The sequence below is a fragment of the Gracilibacillus sp. Marseille-QA3620 genome (assembly GCF_054950035.1).
Map to the genome: position 1 here is coordinate 3,759,640 of NZ_CM143102.1, position 20,911 is coordinate 3,780,550.

The following is a 20,911-nucleotide window of genomic DNA, read 5'->3' on the forward strand; positions in this document are numbered from 1 at the left end:
AAGAAAGAGGGGGTTGATTGGGTGGATTATGCCTTAATAAGTTCAGTTGTTCTGTACATGGTTTTAATGCTTGGGATTGGGTACTTTGCCTTTCGACGTACATCAAACTTAACCGATTATATGCTTGGAGGGAGAAATCTTGGCCCAGCCGTAACGGCTCTCAGTGCCGGTGCTTCTGATATGAGCGGCTGGCTCTTAATGGGACTTCCGGGAGCTATGTATGTTTCAGGGTTGAGCGCTTCATGGATTGCCATCGGTTTGACCATTGGCGCATGGGCAAACTGGCTGTACGTTGCACCTAGACTGCGTGTTTATACACAGCTAGCGAATGATTCTATCACGATTCCAGGTTATTTAGAGAACCGCTTCAGCGATACCTCTAAAATGCTCCGCCTTATTTCAGGATTGGTCATCATGATTTTCTTCACCTTTTATGTCTCCTCAGGAATGGTCTCAGGTGGTGTCCTTTTTCAAAGTACCTTTGGCCTGAGCTATCATACAGGCCTGATCATTGTCAGCCTCGTCGTTATTGCCTACACTTTATTTGGCGGATTTCTAGCCGTAAGCTGGACAGATTTTGTTCAGGGTCTCATTATGTTCATCGCTCTTATTCTCGTTCCTATCGTTACCCTTATTGAGGTTGGCGGCATGGGGGAAACCATCGAAACGGTTGAATCCATTAATCCGGCACTAATGGATATATTTAAAGGAACTACCATGCTTGGTTTACTATCCTCTGTCGCATGGGGTCTTGGCTATTTCGGCCAGCCGCATATTATTGTCCGCTTCATGGCTATTCAATCGGTGAAAGAAATCAAGAAGGCACGCCGGATTGGAATGGGCTGGATGATTTTCTCCATTGTCGGTGCCATGCTGACAGGGCTAATCGGAATCGCCTATTTCGCGAAGAATGGACCTAAACTCAGCAATCCTGAGACAGTCTTCATTATGTTAGGCGAAATTTTATTCCATCCGATTATCACCGGCTTTTTAATCTCTGCCATCTTGGCTGCCATCATGAGCACCATTTCTTCACAGCTTCTTGTCACTTCCAGCTCCTTAACAGAAGACATTTATAAAACATTCGTCAGACGCTCAGCGACAGATAAAGAACTCGTTTTCTTCGGCAGACTATCCGTATTGCTCGTTGCCGTTGTCGCTTTATTTCTATCCTGGGAGAAAAACGCCACCATCCTTAATCTCGTTGGGTATGCATGGGCTGGCTTCGGCTCTTCATTCGGCCCGCTCATTTTGCTAAGCCTATTCTGGAAACGGATGACCAAATGGGGAGCATTAGCAGGGATTCTCGGCGGAGCAATTACCGTAATCGCCTGGTCGAGCTTCGGGTTATCAGATACCCTCTATGAAATGATCCCTGGATTTGGTGTCAGTCTCTTGGCCATTGTCGTTGTCAGCCTGCTGACAGCTAAACCAAAGAAAGAGATTGAAGAACAATTTGATGAGTTCAAACAATTAATCAAGCCATAATCATCTAGCTGCCCGGAGTACTGGGCAGCTATTTTTCATCCTTTAGCAGGGGCTATTTTGCTCCAAGAACTGTTGCACGACCTGAATAAATCGTTCCGGCTCGTCCAGGTCAGGAAAATGCGCACTATGGTAAAAAGGGTGAAAACAGCTGTTTGGGAGGTGATGATGAATGAGCTTAGAAAGGGGTATTCCTGTATTATAATCATGAATCCCCGCAATAATCAGCGTTTCCTGCCCTATTCGGCCTAACCGATTCACTAATGGCTCATCCCTTGTTTCATTTTGTAGTATGCCCATCATGTGTCCCGTGTTGACAAGCCCGCTTTTCTCCCATAAGGAGCGATTCAAACGGGCCTTTTCTTGATTCTGAAATAAGAGAAGGTCCACCTCTTTTGAATCAGCCAGATTCCAGACTAGCTCATATAAATCCGCCACCGGTAGCTCCTGGCGAATCAGTTCATTTATTTCCTTCAATATAGGAACATCAACGACTGACAGGAACCCGGCAATTTGCAGAACCTTCCCGATATTCAGCTCCAACAGACTCGGCCCAGACAATACGAGCCTCCCAATCTCTTCAGGCATCATATAGGCAATCTCCAGCGCAAGCTCACCGCCAAAGGAATATCCTAAGAGGTCAACCTTTTCATGACCGATCCATTTCTTGATTAAATGAAAATCTGAAACAAGCTGCTCCATTCGATAATCGGTATCAAAGGCTGGCTTTGCACTCCTGCCGCAGCCTCGTTGTTCATAGTAAATGACCGTTCGATTCTTTGAAAGAAGAGGTCATGTCGTATGCTCAAAGGTGTAATGATTACCTCCCGGCCCGCCATGCAGAATAACAAGGGGTGTTGTCTCATGTTCCGCCCCTTCAATCTTGACCCAATGCTTGATGGAATGAACATCCACCTCATATATCCCATTCTCCATCATTCATCCCTCCCACATAAATCATTCGTTGATTCTAGCCATAACTCCTCTAAATTAGACGAAAACAGCCGAGAGCAATTGCTGCTCTCGGCTATTGATCTATTATTTATTTAACGGTGACCTTGGTCGCCTTGCTCTTATTCTTCGCTTTGTCGTAAGCATATACACTCAAGGCAGTTCCTTTTTTCTGTGCCTTAATGGCTAACGTATAGCTTCCCTTCGAATTGACCGTTGCTGTCTTCAATAGCGTACTGCCGCGATAGATCTTCACCGTTGCATTCTTTTCTGCTGTCCCGGTCACCTTTGTCGTCTTGCTTGTCACTTTATTGACCTTTGGCGCGGCAGGAGGTGTCTTATCGATGACGGTCATTGTCTTGCCTGAGCTGTAATTACCTGCTGCATCCCTGGCTTTCAAGACAATCTTTGTACCAGCTTTCTTCTTGGAGATGGCAATGGAATACTTGCCCGTACTACTGTTGGCCTTAGCATTTCCGATTGATTTTCCGCTCACATACGCATAAACCCTTGAGCCTTTTTCAGCCGTTCCCGTGATGACCGTGTCGTTGTCATCGATTGTGTTGGCTTTTGGGGTATTTGGCGGAGTTTTATCGATGACGGTCATTGTCTTGCCTGCGCTGTAATTACCTGCTGCATCCCTGGCTTTCAAGACAACCTTTGTACCAGCCTTCTTCTTGGAGATAGCAATGGAATACTTGCCCGTACTGCTGTTGGCCTTGGCATTTCCGATTGATTTTCCGCTCACATACGCATAAACCCTTGAGCCTTTTTCAGCCGTTCCCGTGATGACCGTGTCATTGTCATCAATCGTGTTAACCTTTGGAACAGCCGGCTTCGTTCCATCTGTTACCGTAATGGTCCTCTTTTCATGAATAAGACCCTGCCCATCCTTTAATAGGAAGGTCAGCTTCGTCCCTTGTTTAAGCTTGCTGCTGATTTTGAGAGAATAGTTCTCGTTGGCAGCGGAAATTCCTCTGCTCTTCACTTTATCCGAACCAGTCACTGTAATGGAATATCCTTTTGCTACATTCCCTGTCACAGCAGTTGACTGGTCAGTCACTTTATTAACCGTAAAGATGGATTTCGCTAAATAACCAGAAGAGACGTATCCTTTCTCACCGCTATTTGTCTTCACTGGATACCATACAAATTGATTCTTACTTGTTTTGGTCTCATCATAGACGAAATTTCCGGTGATGGTCAAAACGGTACCTTTCGAAAGGGTTTTAAGTTCCTTGACTGATGTTCCCGGCGTTTTCCTTAGCTTCACACTATCTGTTGTTACCGCCTTGCTGTTCACAGAAAACCCAGCATGTGATGTTGTAATGACAGTTGATAATGTATATAGTTTCTTTTTGAAGACAATATTCTTTGTAGTAGTTGAATCATATTCAAAGTCATTCACTGTAAACGGGTATCTTCCCAAAGTTCTCCCCGCAAGTAAGTGATCACGTAAGTCTTGAAAGACTTTTTCCTGATAGGCCTCGCTGTTTACTGCACCTGTAGCCTTATACAACGGACTATTCGCAGGCTTTGTCCCGTTATAGGCCATCACTGGAAAGTACCAGTTCTCGATAACTGAACTGGATGCTCCTTTAATCTTCGGGAGATCTCCTCTTTTATACATGCTGGCTAATGTCTTTGCCCCAGCTTGAATATTATACGCGATATCATTCTTCAAACTTGTCTGATTATATTCTGGCTTATTCGTGATTTGCATAATACCAATTCCGCCGTCACTTGAAACATAAGGCTTTCCGTTAACAAACTGTCTCCAACCTGATTCTTCCCACGCAACCGCCTTAAGTACCTCAGGCGGAATCCCATTCTCGATTGCCGCGGCAGTCAGCAGACGATTTATTTCCTGAAAGTTTGGATTCGTATTCTCCGCAGCTGACGCATTATTCCATCCTATTCCGATAACCAACATAACCAATAAGAACGTTCGCAATAGAAATGACTTCACTTTTTCCTAATCTCCTCGCTAAGTAAACTACGAATATTCTAACACAGGAGAATAGGATAAATATTACATTGATATTAAATTTTATATTTTCAGAGATTCTAGAAAATGGGCTAGTGCGGCACCAGGCTCTTCACCCGATACAATTGGGATAATGCCCCGCTCGCGCAGAATTCTTTCTTTAATGGGATTCTCACCTGCCATAAATATATAGCTTTTCGGTCGAATATGACCGAAGCTTGATTCATCCCATTGTTTCTGCAGCTTATACAGCATGTAGCGAATATTGATATCTGATAAGCTGTATCCGATGAACAGGAGCGATTTCTGCAAGGAATCCAAGCGGAGCTTAATGTCGATGGGGGTTTCGAAATCCAGCCGGTTAAAGTAATTGGATTCTGTTAGGACAAGAGAGGCGTCGTCATCAAAGTCACCATGGAATTTAATGATTTGCGTCACATCCGGTTTAATACTCGGGATATCGGCTACATTGGTGATTTTCACGTATTCCTCCCCATAATGGTCGAACGCATTCTCCAGCCATCGATCGAAATTGGTTGTATAAATAATCGGAAATCCAAGCTCGATGATAAGCTTATAAATAGTCGATTGGCTAATATCAATATGGGGGTTATGCCATTGTCGATCCATCCAGCTGCGCAATCCGCCTAGTGATCCCTTCTGCAAATAATAGTACTCCGCCAGCAGCAGGAAATCACTGTTTCCCAATGCCTTAAAGGCTTCACGGTCGAAATCGAGCAAATGGGCCATCTGGGCAATCATCTCTGAATAAGTAGGCAGGCCAAGATTTTTCGGCACACCAGAACCGATGAACAGAATGACTTCCTTATTCTTGATTGCTTTTGCCAGCTCCATGATCAACTTTCTCAATCCCTCCTTCATTCTCTACAACATATGTATGACCCTATAAAGAAAACTAGACTGCCTAAATAGGCAGTCTAATTAAGCCCTTCACCCGCTGCTATTGCAGGTATTTGGCTTTACACTTAGATTTTCTTGATAGAGACAGCTGAACCAGTGCCTGCATACGTGAACGTAATGTTCCCATTGCCATTAGCCCAAGTAAGCACACTATCTGATAGACTCACAAAGCTTCCAGTACCAATCGTGTCATCACCGGCGTACACCTTGATTTTGTCTCCCAATGTTAAATTATCCTCTGGTCTCATTTACATTTCCTCCTTAGTTCTTATTCTAGATATATATATTTACCGCAAGTCCTTTTTGACAAGGCACTCTCCCATTTTCAAAGGAAAACTTCAGATATTTATCAGAACTTTATTTTCGATTTACCTAGAGCACGCGGGGAGTTCTAGGGATGCGCCTATCTCCGCCGACAATCAAATAAAAAAGGCAGCTGCTCATGATACATAAGCTGCTGCCTAATCCATTACTTCTGCTCCTTAGATAGCGTTTCTTCTACTGCTGCTAATTTCTTTTTGACTTCTTCTATTAATTCCTCGCTGCTCTCCTCGCTTGATTCCAAAGTAAAATAAGCAACAGAGCTGCTTTCCTCAGATTCCGTTTCGATATCCTCTGCTGGTTTCTCCATCTCAATTAATTGAGGAATGGCTTCTTCCATATGGCTTATCTCTTGTGGCTCAGTGAATAGAGGAGAAAAATTGTCTATAGTGCCCGCTTCCTCCGGTTTGTTCAGCGGCGGCACACTCGCCTCGATGCCCATATCCTCCACTCTGGCAAGCTGCGGATTGTTCTCTTTTGACGGAGCTTCATTTTCTGCCTTTGTGACCTTTTCAGCTGATTGGTTTGTATTTTTCTTATCAGATGCGGTTTTCATTTTGTTTTCTGAGGTACTAGTGTCGCTGCCGATCTTTCTTATCCCAAGGTTTCCTCCAATATATTGAAAGGACACATGATTCTTCGCGTCTATCCAGATGAGTACATCATCAGTTGTTGCTAGAAAGGAGCCTGTTTCTTTATAAGGTTCAGCACCAGCATATAGCTGAAGTCGGTCACCAGGCTTAAACATCATGTTCAAAATGTCTGAGATTGAACCGAGCGGCAAGGATGATTTTGAAGAGGTTAGCCCTTCATTTGGCTGTGTATGTTCTTGATCCACTCTTAGCTCCTCCTTTCCCAAAGACTTTTTATATAGTATGCGCCCTGAGTAGAACCGTCTGAATCATATGCCTATACACATGAAATAGTTACGGGGATAAGATACATTTTCACTAGCATAGCTGCCTATTTTACTAGATGAACGTCACTATGCAAGAGATTTCCCCATACCTTATAACAACAGAAAGGAGGTCATGTAATGGCAACCTGTATCCTTTATATCAATTCTTCCATTAAACCTGTTGTTTTTTCCCCGTCAGCTATCTATATGAATGATCCCAGCTACCGGATAACTGATTGCTCCGGGCAGCCCTTATTTCAATCGAGAATATGGCAGCAGCTGATGAACCCCAATCGATTAAAGGCTAAGAAGAACTCATCACCTTCCATAGAGACAGTCCAGATAGCAGCCGCTCCAGTCAAGGGCAGCAGCCTGGCAAAAAAGCGTGTTAGACGGTTCCCCCGTTCACTAGCCCGCTTGTTTGAGCAGACGGCAAGGCAGGATTTCCTCTACCAGCAGCAGCTTTCCTTCAATCGTTTACGTGCATTGAAAATCCAACAGCAAAGCACCAGCCCATATCAGGTTAAAAAAGAACCCGATCATCCAGCTCTGCCGGAAGCTGCTTCCTTACAAACACCTTTACCAATAAAGAACCATGCCATTTCTCCGCCGCAGCAGTCATCATCTCCTGAGGTGACAGTCCCGCTTGAACAATCGGAGCTCTCATTAGAAGCAGATAGGCAGACAGCTCCAATAACAGAGGAGCAAGAAATAACTGCCGCTCGAGTCGTTGAGGAAAAAGTGACTGAGCATACGGTAGCCAGCGGTTTCAAAACAGGTGACAGGATTTCTCTTTCTTATGGTTCAGCCAAAATTGGGGAAGGGCATTTCATTCTGGCGGGTTCAAACTACCTAGTGTGGGAATATGACGGGGATATGCGTCTCCAATACATTGGAGATGGAATCCACATCGAGAAGCTGTAAGGAGAATTCCACTATTAACCTTTCACACATGCATAAAGGCTTGTATATACTGTTGACAAGTAACTGATTAGAAGCACGGCTCATCCGGCAAGAAAGCTTATGCGCATAACGGCGCTATTTTCTCGCCTTCCTTTTAACCAATTCTCGGACAACCATGCCTACTACATAACAAAGGAAGGAGGAATGAACCATGCCTGCCAGTGCTTTCGTTCTCGACTTAAGCCCATGCGGCATCGGCATCATCAGGAGCCTTGCTTCCATGGGGGTTCAAGTGCATGGCTATGATTGCCCCGAGAAATACAAAAAAGGACGTACACGGTTTGCAGACTGCAAGCCATGTCCTGACCCTCTAACACAGGATGAGTTCCTTCTGCAATTCCTTCTGAAGGAACGAGAACTCTTTCATGAAAACCCTATATTGCTCGCCGGTTCAGATGAATTCCTTCAATTCATATCGAAATATCGGGCAAGACTGTCCAAGCACTTCCTCTTTCTATTGCCTGACTCCTTATTAGTCGATTCCATCATTGATAAACGGCAGCTCATTCCCCTAATCAAGGAAAAACAAATAGATGCTCCAAAGACATTCATTGTTCATAATCCCTTGCGCTATCGAACCATCTTACGCGACATCAAGTTCCCCTGTGTCTTAAAGCCTGTATTCGGGTATGAATTTCGCAAGCATCTCAATCGAAAAGTGATTGTCATCGAGAATCTCCATCAACTCCGCAGAAATCTATTTCAATACAGCACGTTTGGCGAATTGCTGATTCAGGAAATTGTCGCTGGACCCGATGAAGCTATTTATCAGGTTGGCGCACTTTATGACGGGGAAAAACGGCTTAAGGCAGCCTTTATGGGGCGGAAACTGGATCAGTATCCTGCGCAATATGGATCAGGCACATTAGTTGAAAGCATCATAGAGGAGGAGGTGCTGGCAGAGGGGCTCCGCATCCTCGAGTTATTCAACGTGGTGGGGATTGCAGCAGTGGAACTCAAGAGGGACGTCACTGATGGCAAATTGAAATTCCTTGGCATCAACACAAGGCCTTGGCTCTGGCACAGCCTTGCGACAAGATGTGAGGTTAACCTTCCCTATCTTTATTATTTAACCTTGATAGACAAGCCATTTAAATCTGCCTTAGATCAGCAAGAGGGGATTCAATGGATTCATCTTGTCCCCTATTTTCTCTCAGCTAGAGAAAAACGGAAAACCAAAAAAATCACCTGGTTTAAATGGGTTCGAACCTTGTTCAAACCGAAGGAATTTGCCCTCTTCAGATGGACAGATCCAATGCCGGCCATTCGTTATGGTCTTTCTAATCTGCTGACGGAATGGAGGACCAAGAGAACACTGCGAAGAATGAATCCAAAATGAAAGCCCCTAACTCCAATGGATTTAGGGGCCTCTCTATGAATTTCATCAGAACAGGTGCAGGATTAAAAAGAAAATGGGCGGAACCGCCAATGCGGGCAGTAAATTTAGTGTCTTGAATTTCTTAATATCAAGAATGCTCAATCCGGATGCGAGAATCAGCAGCCCTCCTACAATAGACACTTCATTCAAAAGGTCTGTACTTAACGAGGCCTCCATGAAACCTGCCAATACATAAATAGACCCTTGCCAAAGAAACAAAACGACAGCCGCTATCGCGATGCCAATACCAAATGCAGAGGCTAGTACAATGGAGGTAATCCCATCAAGCATCCCATTTGCCATTAAATACGTGTAATTCTTATTCAAGGCTGCCTCGATTGGACCGAGAATTGATAATGTTCCAATACAAAATAACAAAATTGCTGTCGACAGCCCCTCTGCCAAACGACCGCTTGAATACCTGTTCACGAGTTTCGTAAATCTCGCATCCAAACCCAGTCTTTGTCCGAGCAGTCCTCCGGCAGCCAAGCTCACAATGAACAGGACAGGATATTGGCTGATAGGCATATACTGAACAACGGCATTGATTCCAAGCCCCATTGCAGCTAATCCCATTGCATTCATGAGAATGGCATGATACTCATCCTTAATCCCCTTCTTAAAGATACTCCCGATTATGCTCCCCGCTATAATCATGGCTACATTGAATAGTGTGCCGTACATATAATCTGCTTCTCCTTCTGTCTCTCCTGAAAAATCAAATCCGAACGAATGTCGTCATAGCAAAAGAGTCCCCTATTTTAAAAGTCTTCTTCCATAATCTTACCGTATCTTCCTAACAATTAGCATCCAGAAAAGACAGCGTGAATATCTTTTTTGATAAGAAGAGGTTTGGTACCACCTGAATATTCAAGCAGGATTGCTACCAAGTTAACGGATATGGTGATATTCAGCCTTCTGATGATACAGTGAATAATTGGTGTTCTATCGCTGTCTAGAGACTCTGCTCATTGTAGGAATTGAGACGTAGACAAACGCTAAATACCAGATGCTTTCATGCCTATTTACTTTCCAACTAAAAACGCCGAACTATTTTATGCGCAGTTTAAGATGGTTCGGCGTTTTTTATTTAGTTTAGTTCTGTGAAGATGAATGTTGATATTAAGACACCGTTGATTGTAGTGGAAGGCGGTTGACTCCTGTGGGATTAGCGGACAGGGGAGACCCCGCAGATGCGAACAAGCACTCGAGGAGGCTCCCCGACCGCCCCGCGGAAAGCAACCGCCTGCAACGGAAATCAACGATTTAGATTAACTTTGCCTAAATTTCAGTGCAACATTCGGTTTTGGACACTGCAAATTCAGTTATGTCCCAACCTCTTTATTTTTGTACAAAAAAACCCCTGAAACCAGCGCGTCCGCCTGTTCAGGGGTTCTCAGCAATAGCTGTTCAGCTATTATTTTTTAAGGTTGTAGAAAGATGCAAGACCTTTGTATTCAGCTAAATCGCCAAGCTCGTCTTCGATGCGAAGAAGTTGGTTGTATTTCGCGATACGGTCTGTACGGCTCATAGAACCAGTTTTGATTTGGCCAGCGTTTGTTGCAACAGCGATGTCCGCGATTGTGGAATCTTCTGTTTCACCAGAACGGTGAGATACAACAGCTGTGTAGCCAGCGCGTTTAGCCATTTCGATTGCATCGAATGTTTCAGTCAATGTACCGATTTGGTTAACTTTGATAAGGATAGAGTTAGCAATGCCTTTCTCGATACCTTCAGCAAGCTTTTTAGTGTTAGTTACGAACAAGTCGTCACCTACTAATTGTACGCGATCGCCGATGCGCTCAGTTAGCAATTTGTGACCTTCCCAGTCGTTTTCGTCTAAACCATCTTCGATAGAGATGATTGGGAATTCGTTGATTAATTCTTCATAGAAGTTAACCATGTCTTCAGAAGAAAGACCAGTGCGGCCTTCGCCTGCTAGATCGTATTTCTTCGTTTCTTTGTTGAAGAACTCAGAAGATGCAACGTCCATTGCAAGGTATACGTCTTTACCAGCTTCGTAGCCAGCTTTAGTGATTGCTTCGATGATTACTTCAAGAGCTTCACGGTTAGAACCAAGGTTTGGAGCAAATCCGCCTTCGTCACCTACAGCAGTGTTCAAGCCTTTACCGTGAAGAACGTTTTTCAAGCTGTGGAATACTTCAGCACCCATGCGGATAGCTTCTTTGAAAGTAGGAGCTCCAACAGGCATGATCATGAATTCTTGGAAGTCAACGTTGTTATCAGCGTGAGAACCACCGTTGATGATGTTCATCATTGGAGTTGGAAGCTGTTTCGTGTTGAATCCGCCAAGGTAACGGTATAAAGGAATGTTTAGGAAGTCAGCAGCAGCGATTGCAGCAGCCATGGAAACGCCTAGGATTGCGTTTGCACCTAATTTACCTTTGTTTTCAGTTCCGTCAAGCTCGATCATTGCTTTGTCGATGCCAGCTTGGTCAAGAACGTGCATGCCGATGATTTCTTCAGCGATGATGTTGTTTACATTGTCAACTGCTTTTTGAACACCTTTTCCAAGGTAGCGGCTCTTGTCGCCATCGCGAAGCTCAACTGCTTCGTATTCACCAGTAGAAGCACCAGATGGTACTAACGCGCGTCCGAATGCGCCAGATTCTGTTTCGATTTCTACTTCAACTGTTGGGTTACCGCGGGAGTCAAGGACTTCGCGTGCATATACGTCAATAATGATTGGCATTGTATAATTCTCTCCTTTTAAATCAAAGAATATTTTATTCATCATTAGTTTGCACAAATGATTATTTCTTAATTAATGATTTTCCAGTCATTTCTTTCGGTTGTTCTACGTGAAGAAGATCAAGCATAGTTGGAGCTAAGTCTCCAAGAATACCGCCCTCACGAAGTTCAACGTCTTTGTCTGTTACGATAACAGGAACTGGGTTTGTTGTATGAGCAGTCATTGGGTGGCCATCAGGAGTGATGACTTCATCCGCATTACCGTGGTCAGCTGTAATGATTGCTTTTCCGCCCATAGACAAGATTTTATCCACGATTTTGCCTAGGCACTCATCAACGGTTTCAACTGCTTTGATTGTCGGCTCAAGCATACCAGAGTGACCTACCATGTCTGGGTTAGCAAAGTTCAGGATGATGGCATGATGATTGTCTTCTTCCAATTCCTTCATAAGTGCGTCTGTTACTTCATACGCGCTCATTTCCGGTTTAAGGTCATAAGTAGCAACCTTTGGAGAATTGATCAAGATGCGTTTTTCACCAGGGAATTCCGCTTCACGGCCGCCGCTCATAAAGAACGTTACGTGAGGGTATTTCTCTGTTTCAGCAATACGCAATTGCTTCAAGTTGTTTTGAGACAACACTTCACCAAGTGTGTTATCAAGGTTTGTCGGCTTGAATGCCACATATCCTTGAACCGTTTCACTGAAGTGCGTCAAGCAAACGAAGTACAAGCTTTTCGGGAATCCTGGTCCACGGTCAAATGAACGGAAGTCCTCGTTTGTAAATACGTTTGAGATTTGGATAGCACGGTCTGGACGGAAATTGAAGAAGATAACGGAATCATTATCTTGAATCTTCGCCACAGGCTGTCCATCTTCCTTTGTAATAACAGAAGGAAGAACGAACTCGTCAAAGATTCCATTGTTATAGGAGTCTTCTACGACTTCCATTGCTGAAGAGTAAACAGGTCCATCTCCGTAAGTCATGGAACGGTAAGATTTCTCTACACGATCCCAGCGTTTGTCACGGTCCATGGAATAGTAACGTCCAGAGATTGTCGCAAACTGACCAACACCTGTTTCCTTGAATACTTCTTCAGTTTGTCTAATGTATTTTTCAGCAGTCTTAGGACCGACATCGCGGCCATCTAAAATGCCGTGTACATAAACGTTTTTGAAGTTTTCTTTTGCACAAAGACGAAGCAATGCGAAAAGATGGTCGATGTGGCTATGTACGCCGCCATCGGATAGTAAGCCCATAAGGTGAAGGGCTGTGTTATGCTCTTTCGCGTGGTTAATCGCACCAAGGAAGGTATCGTTCTTTTCGAATTCGCCTTCACGGATTGCTAAGTTCACACGTGTTAAGCTTTGGTACACAATACGGCCGGCACCAATGTTTAAGTGGCCAACCTCAGAGTTACCCATTTGGCCTTCAGGAAGACCAACAGCTTCTCCGCTTGCCGTTAAATAATTGTGTGGGAATTCTGCCCAAAAGCGGTCAAAGTTCGGTTTCTTCGCTTGTGCAACAGCATTACCTTGTTCTGTGTCACGTGCTCCGAAACCATCTAGGATGATTAACGCAACTGGTTTTTTGCTCATTTAGAAACAGCCTCCAATAAACCTAAGAAAGAAGCTGGTTGAAGGCTTGCGCCGCCAACTAATGCACCATCAATGTTCTCTTCTGCAAGATATTCTTTGATGTTCTCAGGTTTTACGCTTCCGCCGTATTGGATGCGAACCGCAGCCGCAACGTCAGCGTTGAAGCTTTCTGCAACTGTTTGACGGATATGGCCGCAAACTTCATCTGCATCTTGTGCTGTAGAAGATTTGCCTGTGCCGATAGCCCAGATTGGCTCATAAGCGATAACAGCTTGTTTAGCTTGCTCGTCTGTAAGACCAGCGAACGCCTTTTTGATTTGGTCTGCAACCAAGTCTTTTGTTTTGCCTGCTTCACGCTCTTCAAGCGTTTCACCGCAGCAAACGATTGGCGTTAGGTTATGTTTGAACGCAGCCAATGTTTTCTTGTTAACAGATTCGTCTGTTTCATTGAACATTTCTCTGCGCTCAGAGTGACCTAGGATTACGTATTGTACGCCTAAGTCTGCAAGTGCAACAGGGCTTACTTCGCCTGTGAAAGCACCGTTCTCTTCAAAGTGCATGTTTTGTGCACCTACAGCAACGTTTGTCCCTTTAGTCGCTTCAACAAGCTGACCAAGGAATGGAGCCGGGCTGCAGACAACAGTATCAACTGCATCATTTGAAGGAACAACATTTTTAACTTCTTCCACGAAGCTGATCGCTTCAGAAAGAGTTTTATTCATTTTCCAGTTACCAGCGATAATTGGTTTACGCAATTTAAAACATCCTTCCTCTTTTTCAGAAATGCCTATTCGTCTGTATTTTACCAGGGCCCTTGGCAAAATACACCCTGTATAGGAAATTTCCTGAGAGTATTCTTATTTATCGTTTAAAGCAACTACGCCAGGAAGCTCTTTGCCTTCGATGAACTCAAGGGAAGCTCCGCCGCCTGTAGAGATGTGGGACATCTTATCAGCAAGGTGGAATTTCTCAGCAGCCGCTGCAGAGTCTCCTCCGCCAACTACGCTGAACGCATCGGAATTAGCTAGCGCTTCTGCTACACCTTTTGTACCGTTAGCGAATTTATCAAATTCAAATACGCCCATAGGTCCGTTCCAGATGACTAATTTAGAGTTTTTGATGACATCTGCATACAATTCAACTGTTTTCGGTCCAATATCAAGGGACATCCAGTCAGCTGGGATTGCATCGATATCAACGATTTTAGATTCTACGTTTTCGCCGAATTCAGGAGCGATAACCGCATCGATTGGCATGTAGAATTTAACACCTTTTTCTTCAGCTTTTTGCATGAAGGATTTAGCTAAGTCGATTTTGTCTTCTTCTAAGAGGGAAGTACCGATTTCGTAGCCTTTAGCTTTGATGAATGTGTAAGCTAAACCACCGCCGATGATCAAGTTATCCACTTTATCAAGAAGGTTTTCGATTACGCCGATTTTATCTTTAACTTTCGCTCCGCCGATGATAGCTGTGAATGGACGTTCTGGGTTAGACATTGCTTTGCCAAGTACATCCAATTCTTTTTGCATAAGGAAACCGGAAACAGCAGGAATGTGTTTTGCGATTCCTTCAGTAGAAGCGTGTGCACGGTGAGCGGCACCGAATGCATCGTTAACGAAGATATCTGCTAAGGAAGCAAATTCTTTTGCTAGTTCAGGATCGTTTTTCTCTTCACCTGGGTAGAAACGAACGTTTTCAAGCAATAGAACATCGCCATCGTTCATTTTTTCGATTTGAGCTTTTACAGCGTCGCCATAAGCTTCGTCTGCTTTTCCTACTTCTTTGCCAAGAAGCTCGCTCAATTTAATCGCTACAGGAGTTAAGCGAAGCTCTTCCTTCACTTCACCCTTTGGACGGCCCATGTGGCTTGCAAGGATAACTTTCGCACCTTGTTCCATTAGGTATTGGATTGTTGGAAGTGCTGCACGGATACGCGTATCATCCGTGATTGTACCGTTTTGCATCGGAACGTTAAAATCTACACGGCAAAATACTTTTTTGCCTTTTACATCAATGTCTTTAATTGATTTTTTGTTCACTGTAGGAACCTCCTTAAAATCAAAACAATGTGCTTAGAAACAGTTTCTGCCCTGAACTGTCCAAGCTTCATTCACCTTAAACCTCTGCCCAAAGCTTAATCCTGAATGAAAACAAAAAAACAAGGGAAAGGGGAATCTTCCCCTTCCCCCTCAAGTTGACAATTATATTAATTGCTCAGACATCCAAAAGGATTCGAATTAAAGACCTTTTTTAGCGATGTAAGCTGCAAGGTCTACTACACGGTTAGAGTAGCCAGTTTCGTTATCGTACCAAGAAAGTACTTTAACCATGTTGCCATCCATAACCATAGTAGAAAGTGCATCGATAGTAGAAGATTGAGTAGTTCCGTTGTAGTCACGAGATACTAATGGAAGCTCGCTGTACTCAAGAATACCTTTCAATTCGCCTTCAGCAGCAGCTTTCAAAGCAGCGTTTACTTCTTCAGCTGTAACTTCTTTTTCAAGTTCTGCAACAAGGTCAACTACAGAAACGTTTGGAGTTGGTACACGCATAGCCATACCGTTCAATTTACCTTTAAGTTCAGGCAATACAAGCGCAACAGCTTTAGCAGCACCAGTAGTTGTTGGGATCATGCTTTCAGCAGCAGCACGCGCACGACGGTAGTCTTTGTGCGGCAAGTCAAGGATTTGTTGGTCATTTGTGTAAGAGTGAACTGTTGTCATCATACCGCGTTTGATACCGAATTTGTCATTCAATACTTTAGCGAATGGAGCCAAGCAGTTAGTTGTGCAAGATGCGTTAGAGATTACATCGTGGTTAGCCGCATCGTATTTATCTTCGTTAACACCCATAACGATTGTGATATCTTCGTCAGATGCAGGTGCAGAGATGATAACTTTTTTAGCGCCAGCTTCGATGTGTTTCGCAGCGTCAGCACGTTTTGTGAAACGGCCAGTAGATTCAACAACGATATCTACGCCAAGATCTCCCCAACCAAGTTGAGCTGGATCTCTTTCAGCAAGAACTTTAACGCGGTGTCCGCCAACTACTAGGTAGTCGCCGTCAACTGTTACTTTTTCTTCTAAAGTTCCGTGTACGGAATCATATTGTAAAAGGTGTGCAAGCATTTTTGCATCAGTTAAATCGTTTACTGCTACGATTTCAACCTCAGGGTTTTTCAACGCTGCACGGAATACGTTACGTCCAATTCTACCAAAACCATTAATACCTAATTTTACTGCCATTAGAAGGTTCCTCCTTTTGGAATCTTAGTAAATAATTTTTATTCAAAAGGGTGTTAGCCCTTAAGTAACTGAATTGCTGCACCTTCATCCGTAATTAAAATCGGTTTCTTCGGTGCCATTTTGATGTAGGCTTTGATGGCCTTTGCCTTTGAAGCTCCCCCGGCAACCGCGATGACATGCTCGATATTCGGCAGATCATCTAATTGCAGTCCAATGGTACGGACTTTCTGAATTATGTTTCCATCTTCATCGTAATAATATCCAAACGCTTCGCCAATTGCCTGATTTTTTTCAAGCTCATTGAGCTCACCAGCGGATACTTTCCTTCGTTCAGCCATGGTTTTCGCTTCGCCAATCCCATGGAGGACAATATTAGAGGATTTCAACAAATCCAGCACTTCCCCAATTGCAGGTTCACTCGTTAATGTGTTGTAGGCTGCTTCGCTTAGATTATCTGGAACATACAAAACACGATAACGGGCATTCATCTTCTCAGCCATTTGTTCACAGACTGTATTAGCCTGATAGCTGGCCCCCTTACCGAGTCCTCCTCTTGCAGGAACAAAGAGTATATCCTCGACATTTGGGAGTTCCGAAACATTCGGCAGCATCTTACCGATAGCGGCCATCGTTGTTCCACCTGTTACGGCAATGATATTTTTACCCGTAAGCAGACTTTTCATACGCGCAGCTCCTGCACGTCCCAATTCATCAATAACCCATGGAGAAGTATCGCTGTCTCCATTGACAATGATGACTTTGTCGATATCCAATTTTTCCTGTAGAAGGTGCTCCATTTCGTCTATACCCGAAAGTTGCCGTATTACACCACCAAGGTTATCCAATACTTCCTGCCCTTCATTCGTTACTGTCATTCCGGAGCTTGCGATATCAATCAATTTCTGCTCCTTCAAGAACTCCACTTCACTCCGCAAAGTTCTTTCCGTAATGTTCAGTGTTAAGGAAAGGCTTCTTCTGCCGACTGGCTGCATTGTGCGAATCGACCGCAGAATATTGTATCGTTTTTGCATGACCTCGAATATATCGGGAATTAACTTTTTTTGTAAATGGAGAGATCCATCCATATAAATTCAAACTCCTTTAATATAATCCTTGGTCATTTTATGTCCAGGTGAGACATTTTGTGTCCCTGTTTATGTAAAAAAAATAACTCCTGATGTACCTATATATTATCAGGAGTTTTCTTGAAATACAATAGATTAAATTGTGAACTTATGAAATCATGCCAATACATGGCGAACATCATCGATATCGATTTTTCCATATTGTATGATTTCCCCGTCAACTTCTACGACTGGAATCATCAAACCATATTGCTCGAGCAACCGATCATTCGCATAAATGTCCACTTCCAGCAGGGTAAACGTCTTCTCGCGCTGCAGTAATTTCAATAAGTCTTTTGCCTCCTCACAAAGAGGACAATCCTTCTTCGTATAAAAATGAACGATAGGAACTCTCACAATACTAACCACCTGTCTCTTAATAAATGTAGTTTTCTATATACCCCGAATATTCCTATTAATAACGTCTTCTTTTCGAAGAGGAAGGAATTCTCATTTGTTCCCTATATTTAGCAACCGTTCTTCTTGAAATGACAATGCCCCGGTTTTGTTTCAGCTCGTCGGCAATAGCCTGATCAGACAACGGTGCCTCCTTCTCCTCTAAAGCGATTAAATTCTCGATTTCCTTCTTTACCTTTAAAGCGGATGCATCAGCACTCTGTTCTGTTTGCAGCCCAGCTGAGAAAAACATCCTCATCGGGATGATCCCAAATGGCGTTTCCATCATCTTATCACGAACGGCTCTGCTCACGGTTGACTCATGCATCCCAATAAGCTCAGCAATATCCTTCATCACAAGTGGTTTTATGAAATCCGTTTTGCCTGTGACAAAATACTCAATCTGCTTTTCAATTATGGCATTTGTCACATGAAGAAGTGTTTCATTTCTTTGTTGAATCGCCTTTTGCAGCCACTTATACTCCATCCGTTTCTGATGGATATAACGCATGGCCGCCTCATCCTGCTGCCCCTCAATCCCAATGGCAAATTCCCTTATCCTCACTCGACAAGACTCGACAATCTCTGCTATGAGCTTGCCCTTTGATGGAAAGACCCTTACATCCGGCAGCGTATACTGGGAGCGCTCAGAGCCAAATGCTGCTCCAGGACGCGGATTATAAGCCTGTATTTGATCAAAGATACGCTGAATCTCCACGACTGGCACATCAAGTGTTCTTGATAGCTCCTTCCATCTCTTCTCTACAAATGATGTGAAATAATCTGTCAGCAAAACCTTTAATAAAGCGCTTTCATTTTTATTCCTTCGTGCTTGGATAAGCAGGCATTCACTAAGGCTCTCTGCTCCTACTCCTGCAGGATCTAACGTCTGAAGAATGGTCTTGGCTACTTCCCATTCAGCCTTCTGAACAGGGAAAACCGCATTGACCTCCTCGTAGGTAAGCCTTAAATATCCATTATCATCAATATTATCAATCATATAATTCAGTACTTTTTGCTCTTTGGCATCCATTACCTTAAAAGGAATCTGCCCCTTTAAATAGGCATGTAAGCCAGGACGGTCATCACTGATTTGATTGATCCATGACATATCCCCATGCTTGCGGCCGCTGGGCGGCTCATATCCGCTCTCCACTTCAATCAATGGATTATCGAGTGCCTTGCTCTCCATAAAAGCGGTTAGTTCAATGGCTGGATACTGCAGAAGCATAATTGCCTGGCTCAACTCCGGCGTCATCGCCAGCTTCAAGCTCTGCTGTTGAAACAATCCCATCTCCATCTTCAACAACCTCGCCTCCTGCCTCATAGTACTTACTTTAATAGTAGTGAATGGTATCTATTTGAGCAAGGGAAAGATTGGGGATTTTGGGATAATAAGTTACAAAAGAAATTACCTCTCCACCGGTTGTGTCAATAAAAATTATGGCAGCCTCCATTTAAGACCAGTCCCGAAAATTAGACTGCACTGCATACTCTGGCATCTACCTGAGAAGTTATAAGCGCAGAACACCTCGGTTCCATTATCGTCGACGCGCCCGGATCACCCCATATATTTGTACCTGTCCTACTATCAATATGAGAGAGAAAACAAAAAAGCTCTTCAAGCAATTGCTTGAAGAGCCTCTCTTGCATAACCGGTACGCCCTTGGAGGGAATCGAACCCCCAGCTCAAGAACCGGAATCTTGTGTTTTATCCGTTAAACTACAAGGGCAAAATGTTAGCCTACAAAAATATATTATAATGAACATCAATCGATTTGGCAAGAACAATCATGTGAAGGTTTACAATACTAAAACTTGGGTAAGATGGTTAGCAGGAAACTTTCATGAAATGTTGGCGTGTAGTCTCTTCTCTATTTGAAACTTTCCCATACATAACCCGAGGAAAGACCTAACCCTGCCATGAATTTTTCCGAAAATATCTTCATCATGCGTCTTTTGTTTGACCTTTATTGACCAAAAGGTGTATGATAAAAACACGAAGTGAATATGTTTTAATACATAAAGGAGGAGAAACTAATGAATTTAATCCCTACAGTCATTGAACAAACAAACCGCGGGGAACGTGCTTACGATATTTATTCCCGCTTGCTTAAAGACCGTATTATCATGCTTGGAAGCGCCATCGATGACAATGTGGCTAACTCCATCGTTGCACAGCTTCTATTCCTGGAAACAGAAAACCCGGAAAAAGACATTTACCTATACATTAACAGCCCTGGCGGAAGCATTACAGCTGGTATGGCGATCTATGATACAATGCAGTACATCAAACCGCAAGTCTCCACTATCTGTATCGGTATGGCAGCATCCATGGGTGCTTTCCTTCTTGCAGCTGGTGAGAAAGGCAAACGTTTTGCCCTTCCTAATAGTGAAGTCATGATTCACCAACCGCTTGGAGGAGCGCAAGGCCAAGCGACTGAAATCGAAATCGCCGCTAAACGCATTCTCTTCATGCGTGAGCGCTTAAACCAAATTCTAGCTGAACGTACAGGTCAATCACTTGAAACGATTCAGCGTGATACAGAGCGTGACAACTTCATGACAGCTGACCGCGCCCTTGAATATGGTCTTGTAGACCGCATCATCACTCGCAACGTAACAGACGCTGCCAAGAAAAACGACTAATCAATTATGATTCTAAGAAGCAGACAGGAAATCTAACCGGATTTCCTGCCTGCTTTTTTTAATGCCTCCTCTCTACATTTTACCTCTCTAATAGTTTATCACTTTACCAAAATAAAGATACATGTTAGTATAAACCATACTTACAATCTACCTTTTAAGGAGTGCTGATTATGTTCAAGCAAATAGGCCGACATCGACATCATCATAACAGCTGACCCTTATGCTCATATAAATCATGGGCACGGGTCATTTACCCGCGCCCGCATTGGATGATTACCCGTGC

19 protein-coding genes and 1 tRNA gene are annotated in these 20,911 nt (G+C 43.6%); 4 read left to right on the plus strand and 16 right to left on the minus strand.

Annotated elements, in window-relative coordinates; genetic code table 11:
* Window positions 1-57: 57 nt before the first annotated feature.
* Window positions 58-1,488: a sodium/proline symporter PutP gene (putP, locus tag ACY8DX_RS18955; RefSeq protein ID WP_462406982.1), complete on the plus strand. Its 1,431-nt coding sequence runs from the start codon at window positions 58-60 to the stop codon at window positions 1,486-1,488.
* A 42-nt stretch (window positions 1,489-1,530) separates the two neighbouring features.
* Here putP and ACY8DX_RS18960 read toward each other — a convergent pair whose 3' ends face one another.
* From ACY8DX_RS18960 to ACY8DX_RS18985, 6 genes are all read right to left on the minus strand, one after another.
* Window positions 1,531-2,250 carry an alpha/beta fold hydrolase gene (locus tag ACY8DX_RS18960; RefSeq protein ID WP_462406983.1) on the minus strand — a complete coding sequence of 240 codons (720 nt, stop codon included), beginning with the start codon at window positions 2,248-2,250 and terminating at the stop codon, window positions 1,531-1,533.
* A 27-nt stretch (window positions 2,251-2,277) separates the two neighbouring features.
* Entirely contained in the window at window positions 2,278-2,424 is a 147-nt protein-coding gene (locus tag ACY8DX_RS18965) for a hypothetical protein (RefSeq protein ID WP_462405834.1), read from the minus strand.
* 103 nt (window positions 2,425-2,527) lie between these two features.
* Window positions 2,528-4,405 (minus strand): Ig-like domain-containing protein, encoded by a 1,878-nt coding sequence (locus ACY8DX_RS18970; RefSeq protein ID WP_462405835.1) that lies wholly within the window; start codon window positions 4,403-4,405, stop codon window positions 2,528-2,530.
* An 81-nt stretch (window positions 4,406-4,486) separates the two neighbouring features.
* Entirely contained in the window at window positions 4,487-5,293 is an 807-nt protein-coding gene (locus ACY8DX_RS18975; protein WP_462405836.1) for an SIR2 family protein, read from the minus strand.
* A gap of 116 nt (window positions 5,294-5,409) precedes the next feature.
* The gene (locus ACY8DX_RS18980; protein WP_049669534.1) at window positions 5,410-5,592 is read right to left on the minus strand and encodes a hypothetical protein; all 183 of its coding nucleotides are present in this window, start codon (window positions 5,590-5,592) and stop codon (window positions 5,410-5,412) included.
* A gap of 221 nt (window positions 5,593-5,813) precedes the next feature.
* Window positions 5,814-6,503 carry a hypothetical protein gene (locus ACY8DX_RS18985; protein WP_049669533.1) on the minus strand — a complete coding sequence of 230 codons (690 nt, stop codon included), beginning with the start codon at window positions 6,501-6,503 and terminating at the stop codon, window positions 5,814-5,816.
* Between the two features lie 198 nt (window positions 6,504-6,701).
* Between ACY8DX_RS18985 and ACY8DX_RS18990 the strand changes: the two genes are divergently transcribed.
* Both ACY8DX_RS18990 and ACY8DX_RS18995 read left to right on the plus strand, forming a co-directional pair.
* Window positions 6,702-7,487 (plus strand): hypothetical protein, encoded by a 786-nt coding sequence (locus tag ACY8DX_RS18990; RefSeq protein WP_439803176.1) that lies wholly within the window; start codon window positions 6,702-6,704, stop codon window positions 7,485-7,487.
* Between the two features lie 190 nt (window positions 7,488-7,677).
* Window positions 7,678-8,865, plus strand: coding sequence for a carboxylate--amine ligase (locus ACY8DX_RS18995; RefSeq protein ID WP_439803175.1), 1,188 nt, complete (start codon window positions 7,678-7,680; stop codon window positions 8,863-8,865).
* Between the two features lie 45 nt (window positions 8,866-8,910).
* Here ACY8DX_RS18995 and ACY8DX_RS19000 read toward each other — a convergent pair whose 3' ends face one another.
* The 10 genes from ACY8DX_RS19000 to ACY8DX_RS19045 all read right to left on the minus strand — a co-directional run bounded on the left by ACY8DX_RS19000 (window position 8,911) and on the right by ACY8DX_RS19045 (window position 19,712).
* Window positions 8,911-9,588 (minus strand): DUF554 domain-containing protein, encoded by a 678-nt coding sequence (locus tag ACY8DX_RS19000; protein WP_439803174.1) that lies wholly within the window; start codon window positions 9,586-9,588, stop codon window positions 8,911-8,913.
* 733 nt (window positions 9,589-10,321) lie between these two features.
* Entirely contained in the window at window positions 10,322-11,617 is a 1,296-nt protein-coding gene (gene eno / locus ACY8DX_RS19005; protein ID WP_049669519.1) for a phosphopyruvate hydratase, read from the minus strand.
* A gap of 61 nt (window positions 11,618-11,678) precedes the next feature.
* The gene (gene gpmI / locus ACY8DX_RS19010; RefSeq protein WP_462405837.1) at window positions 11,679-13,214 is read right to left on the minus strand and encodes a 2,3-bisphosphoglycerate-independent phosphoglycerate mutase; all 1,536 of its coding nucleotides are present in this window, start codon (window positions 13,212-13,214) and stop codon (window positions 11,679-11,681) included.
* A complete protein-coding gene (tpiA, locus tag ACY8DX_RS19015; RefSeq protein WP_049669517.1) occupies window positions 13,211-13,969 on the minus strand; it encodes a triose-phosphate isomerase in 759 nt (252 codons plus the stop codon). Before tpiA ends, gpmI begins: the two co-directional genes overlap by 4 nt.
* Window positions 13,970-14,071: 102 nt before the next feature.
* Window positions 14,072-15,253: a phosphoglycerate kinase gene (locus ACY8DX_RS19020; RefSeq protein WP_049669516.1), complete on the minus strand. Its 1,182-nt coding sequence runs from the start codon at window positions 15,251-15,253 to the stop codon at window positions 14,072-14,074.
* A 198-nt stretch (window positions 15,254-15,451) separates the two neighbouring features.
* Window positions 15,452-16,459 (minus strand): type I glyceraldehyde-3-phosphate dehydrogenase, encoded by a 1,008-nt coding sequence (gap, locus tag ACY8DX_RS19025; protein ID WP_049669515.1) that lies wholly within the window; start codon window positions 16,457-16,459, stop codon window positions 15,452-15,454.
* Window positions 16,460-16,512: 53 nt separating this feature from the next.
* The gene (locus ACY8DX_RS19030) at window positions 16,513-17,544 is read right to left on the minus strand and encodes a sugar-binding transcriptional regulator (protein ID WP_049669514.1); all 1,032 of its coding nucleotides are present in this window, start codon (window positions 17,542-17,544) and stop codon (window positions 16,513-16,515) included.
* Window positions 17,545-17,700: 156 nt separating this feature from the next.
* Window positions 17,701-17,940 (minus strand): glutaredoxin family protein, encoded by a 240-nt coding sequence (locus ACY8DX_RS19035; RefSeq protein ID WP_231589465.1) that lies wholly within the window; start codon window positions 17,938-17,940, stop codon window positions 17,701-17,703.
* Window positions 17,941-17,998: 58 nt separating this feature from the next.
* Complete coding sequence (gene rpoN, locus ACY8DX_RS19040; protein ID WP_231589573.1) at window positions 17,999-19,279, minus strand: RNA polymerase factor sigma-54; 1,281 nt, start codon at window positions 19,277-19,279, stop codon at window positions 17,999-18,001.
* Between the two features lie 361 nt (window positions 19,280-19,640).
* Window positions 19,641-19,712 (minus strand) — tRNA-Arg (locus tag ACY8DX_RS19045).
* 307 nt (window positions 19,713-20,019) lie between these two features.
* Here ACY8DX_RS19045 and clpP point away from each other — a divergent pair.
* Complete coding sequence (clpP, locus tag ACY8DX_RS19050; RefSeq protein ID WP_049669512.1) at window positions 20,020-20,628, plus strand: ATP-dependent Clp endopeptidase proteolytic subunit ClpP; 609 nt, start codon at window positions 20,020-20,022, stop codon at window positions 20,626-20,628.
* The last annotated feature ends 283 nt before the right edge of the window (window positions 20,629-20,911 follow it).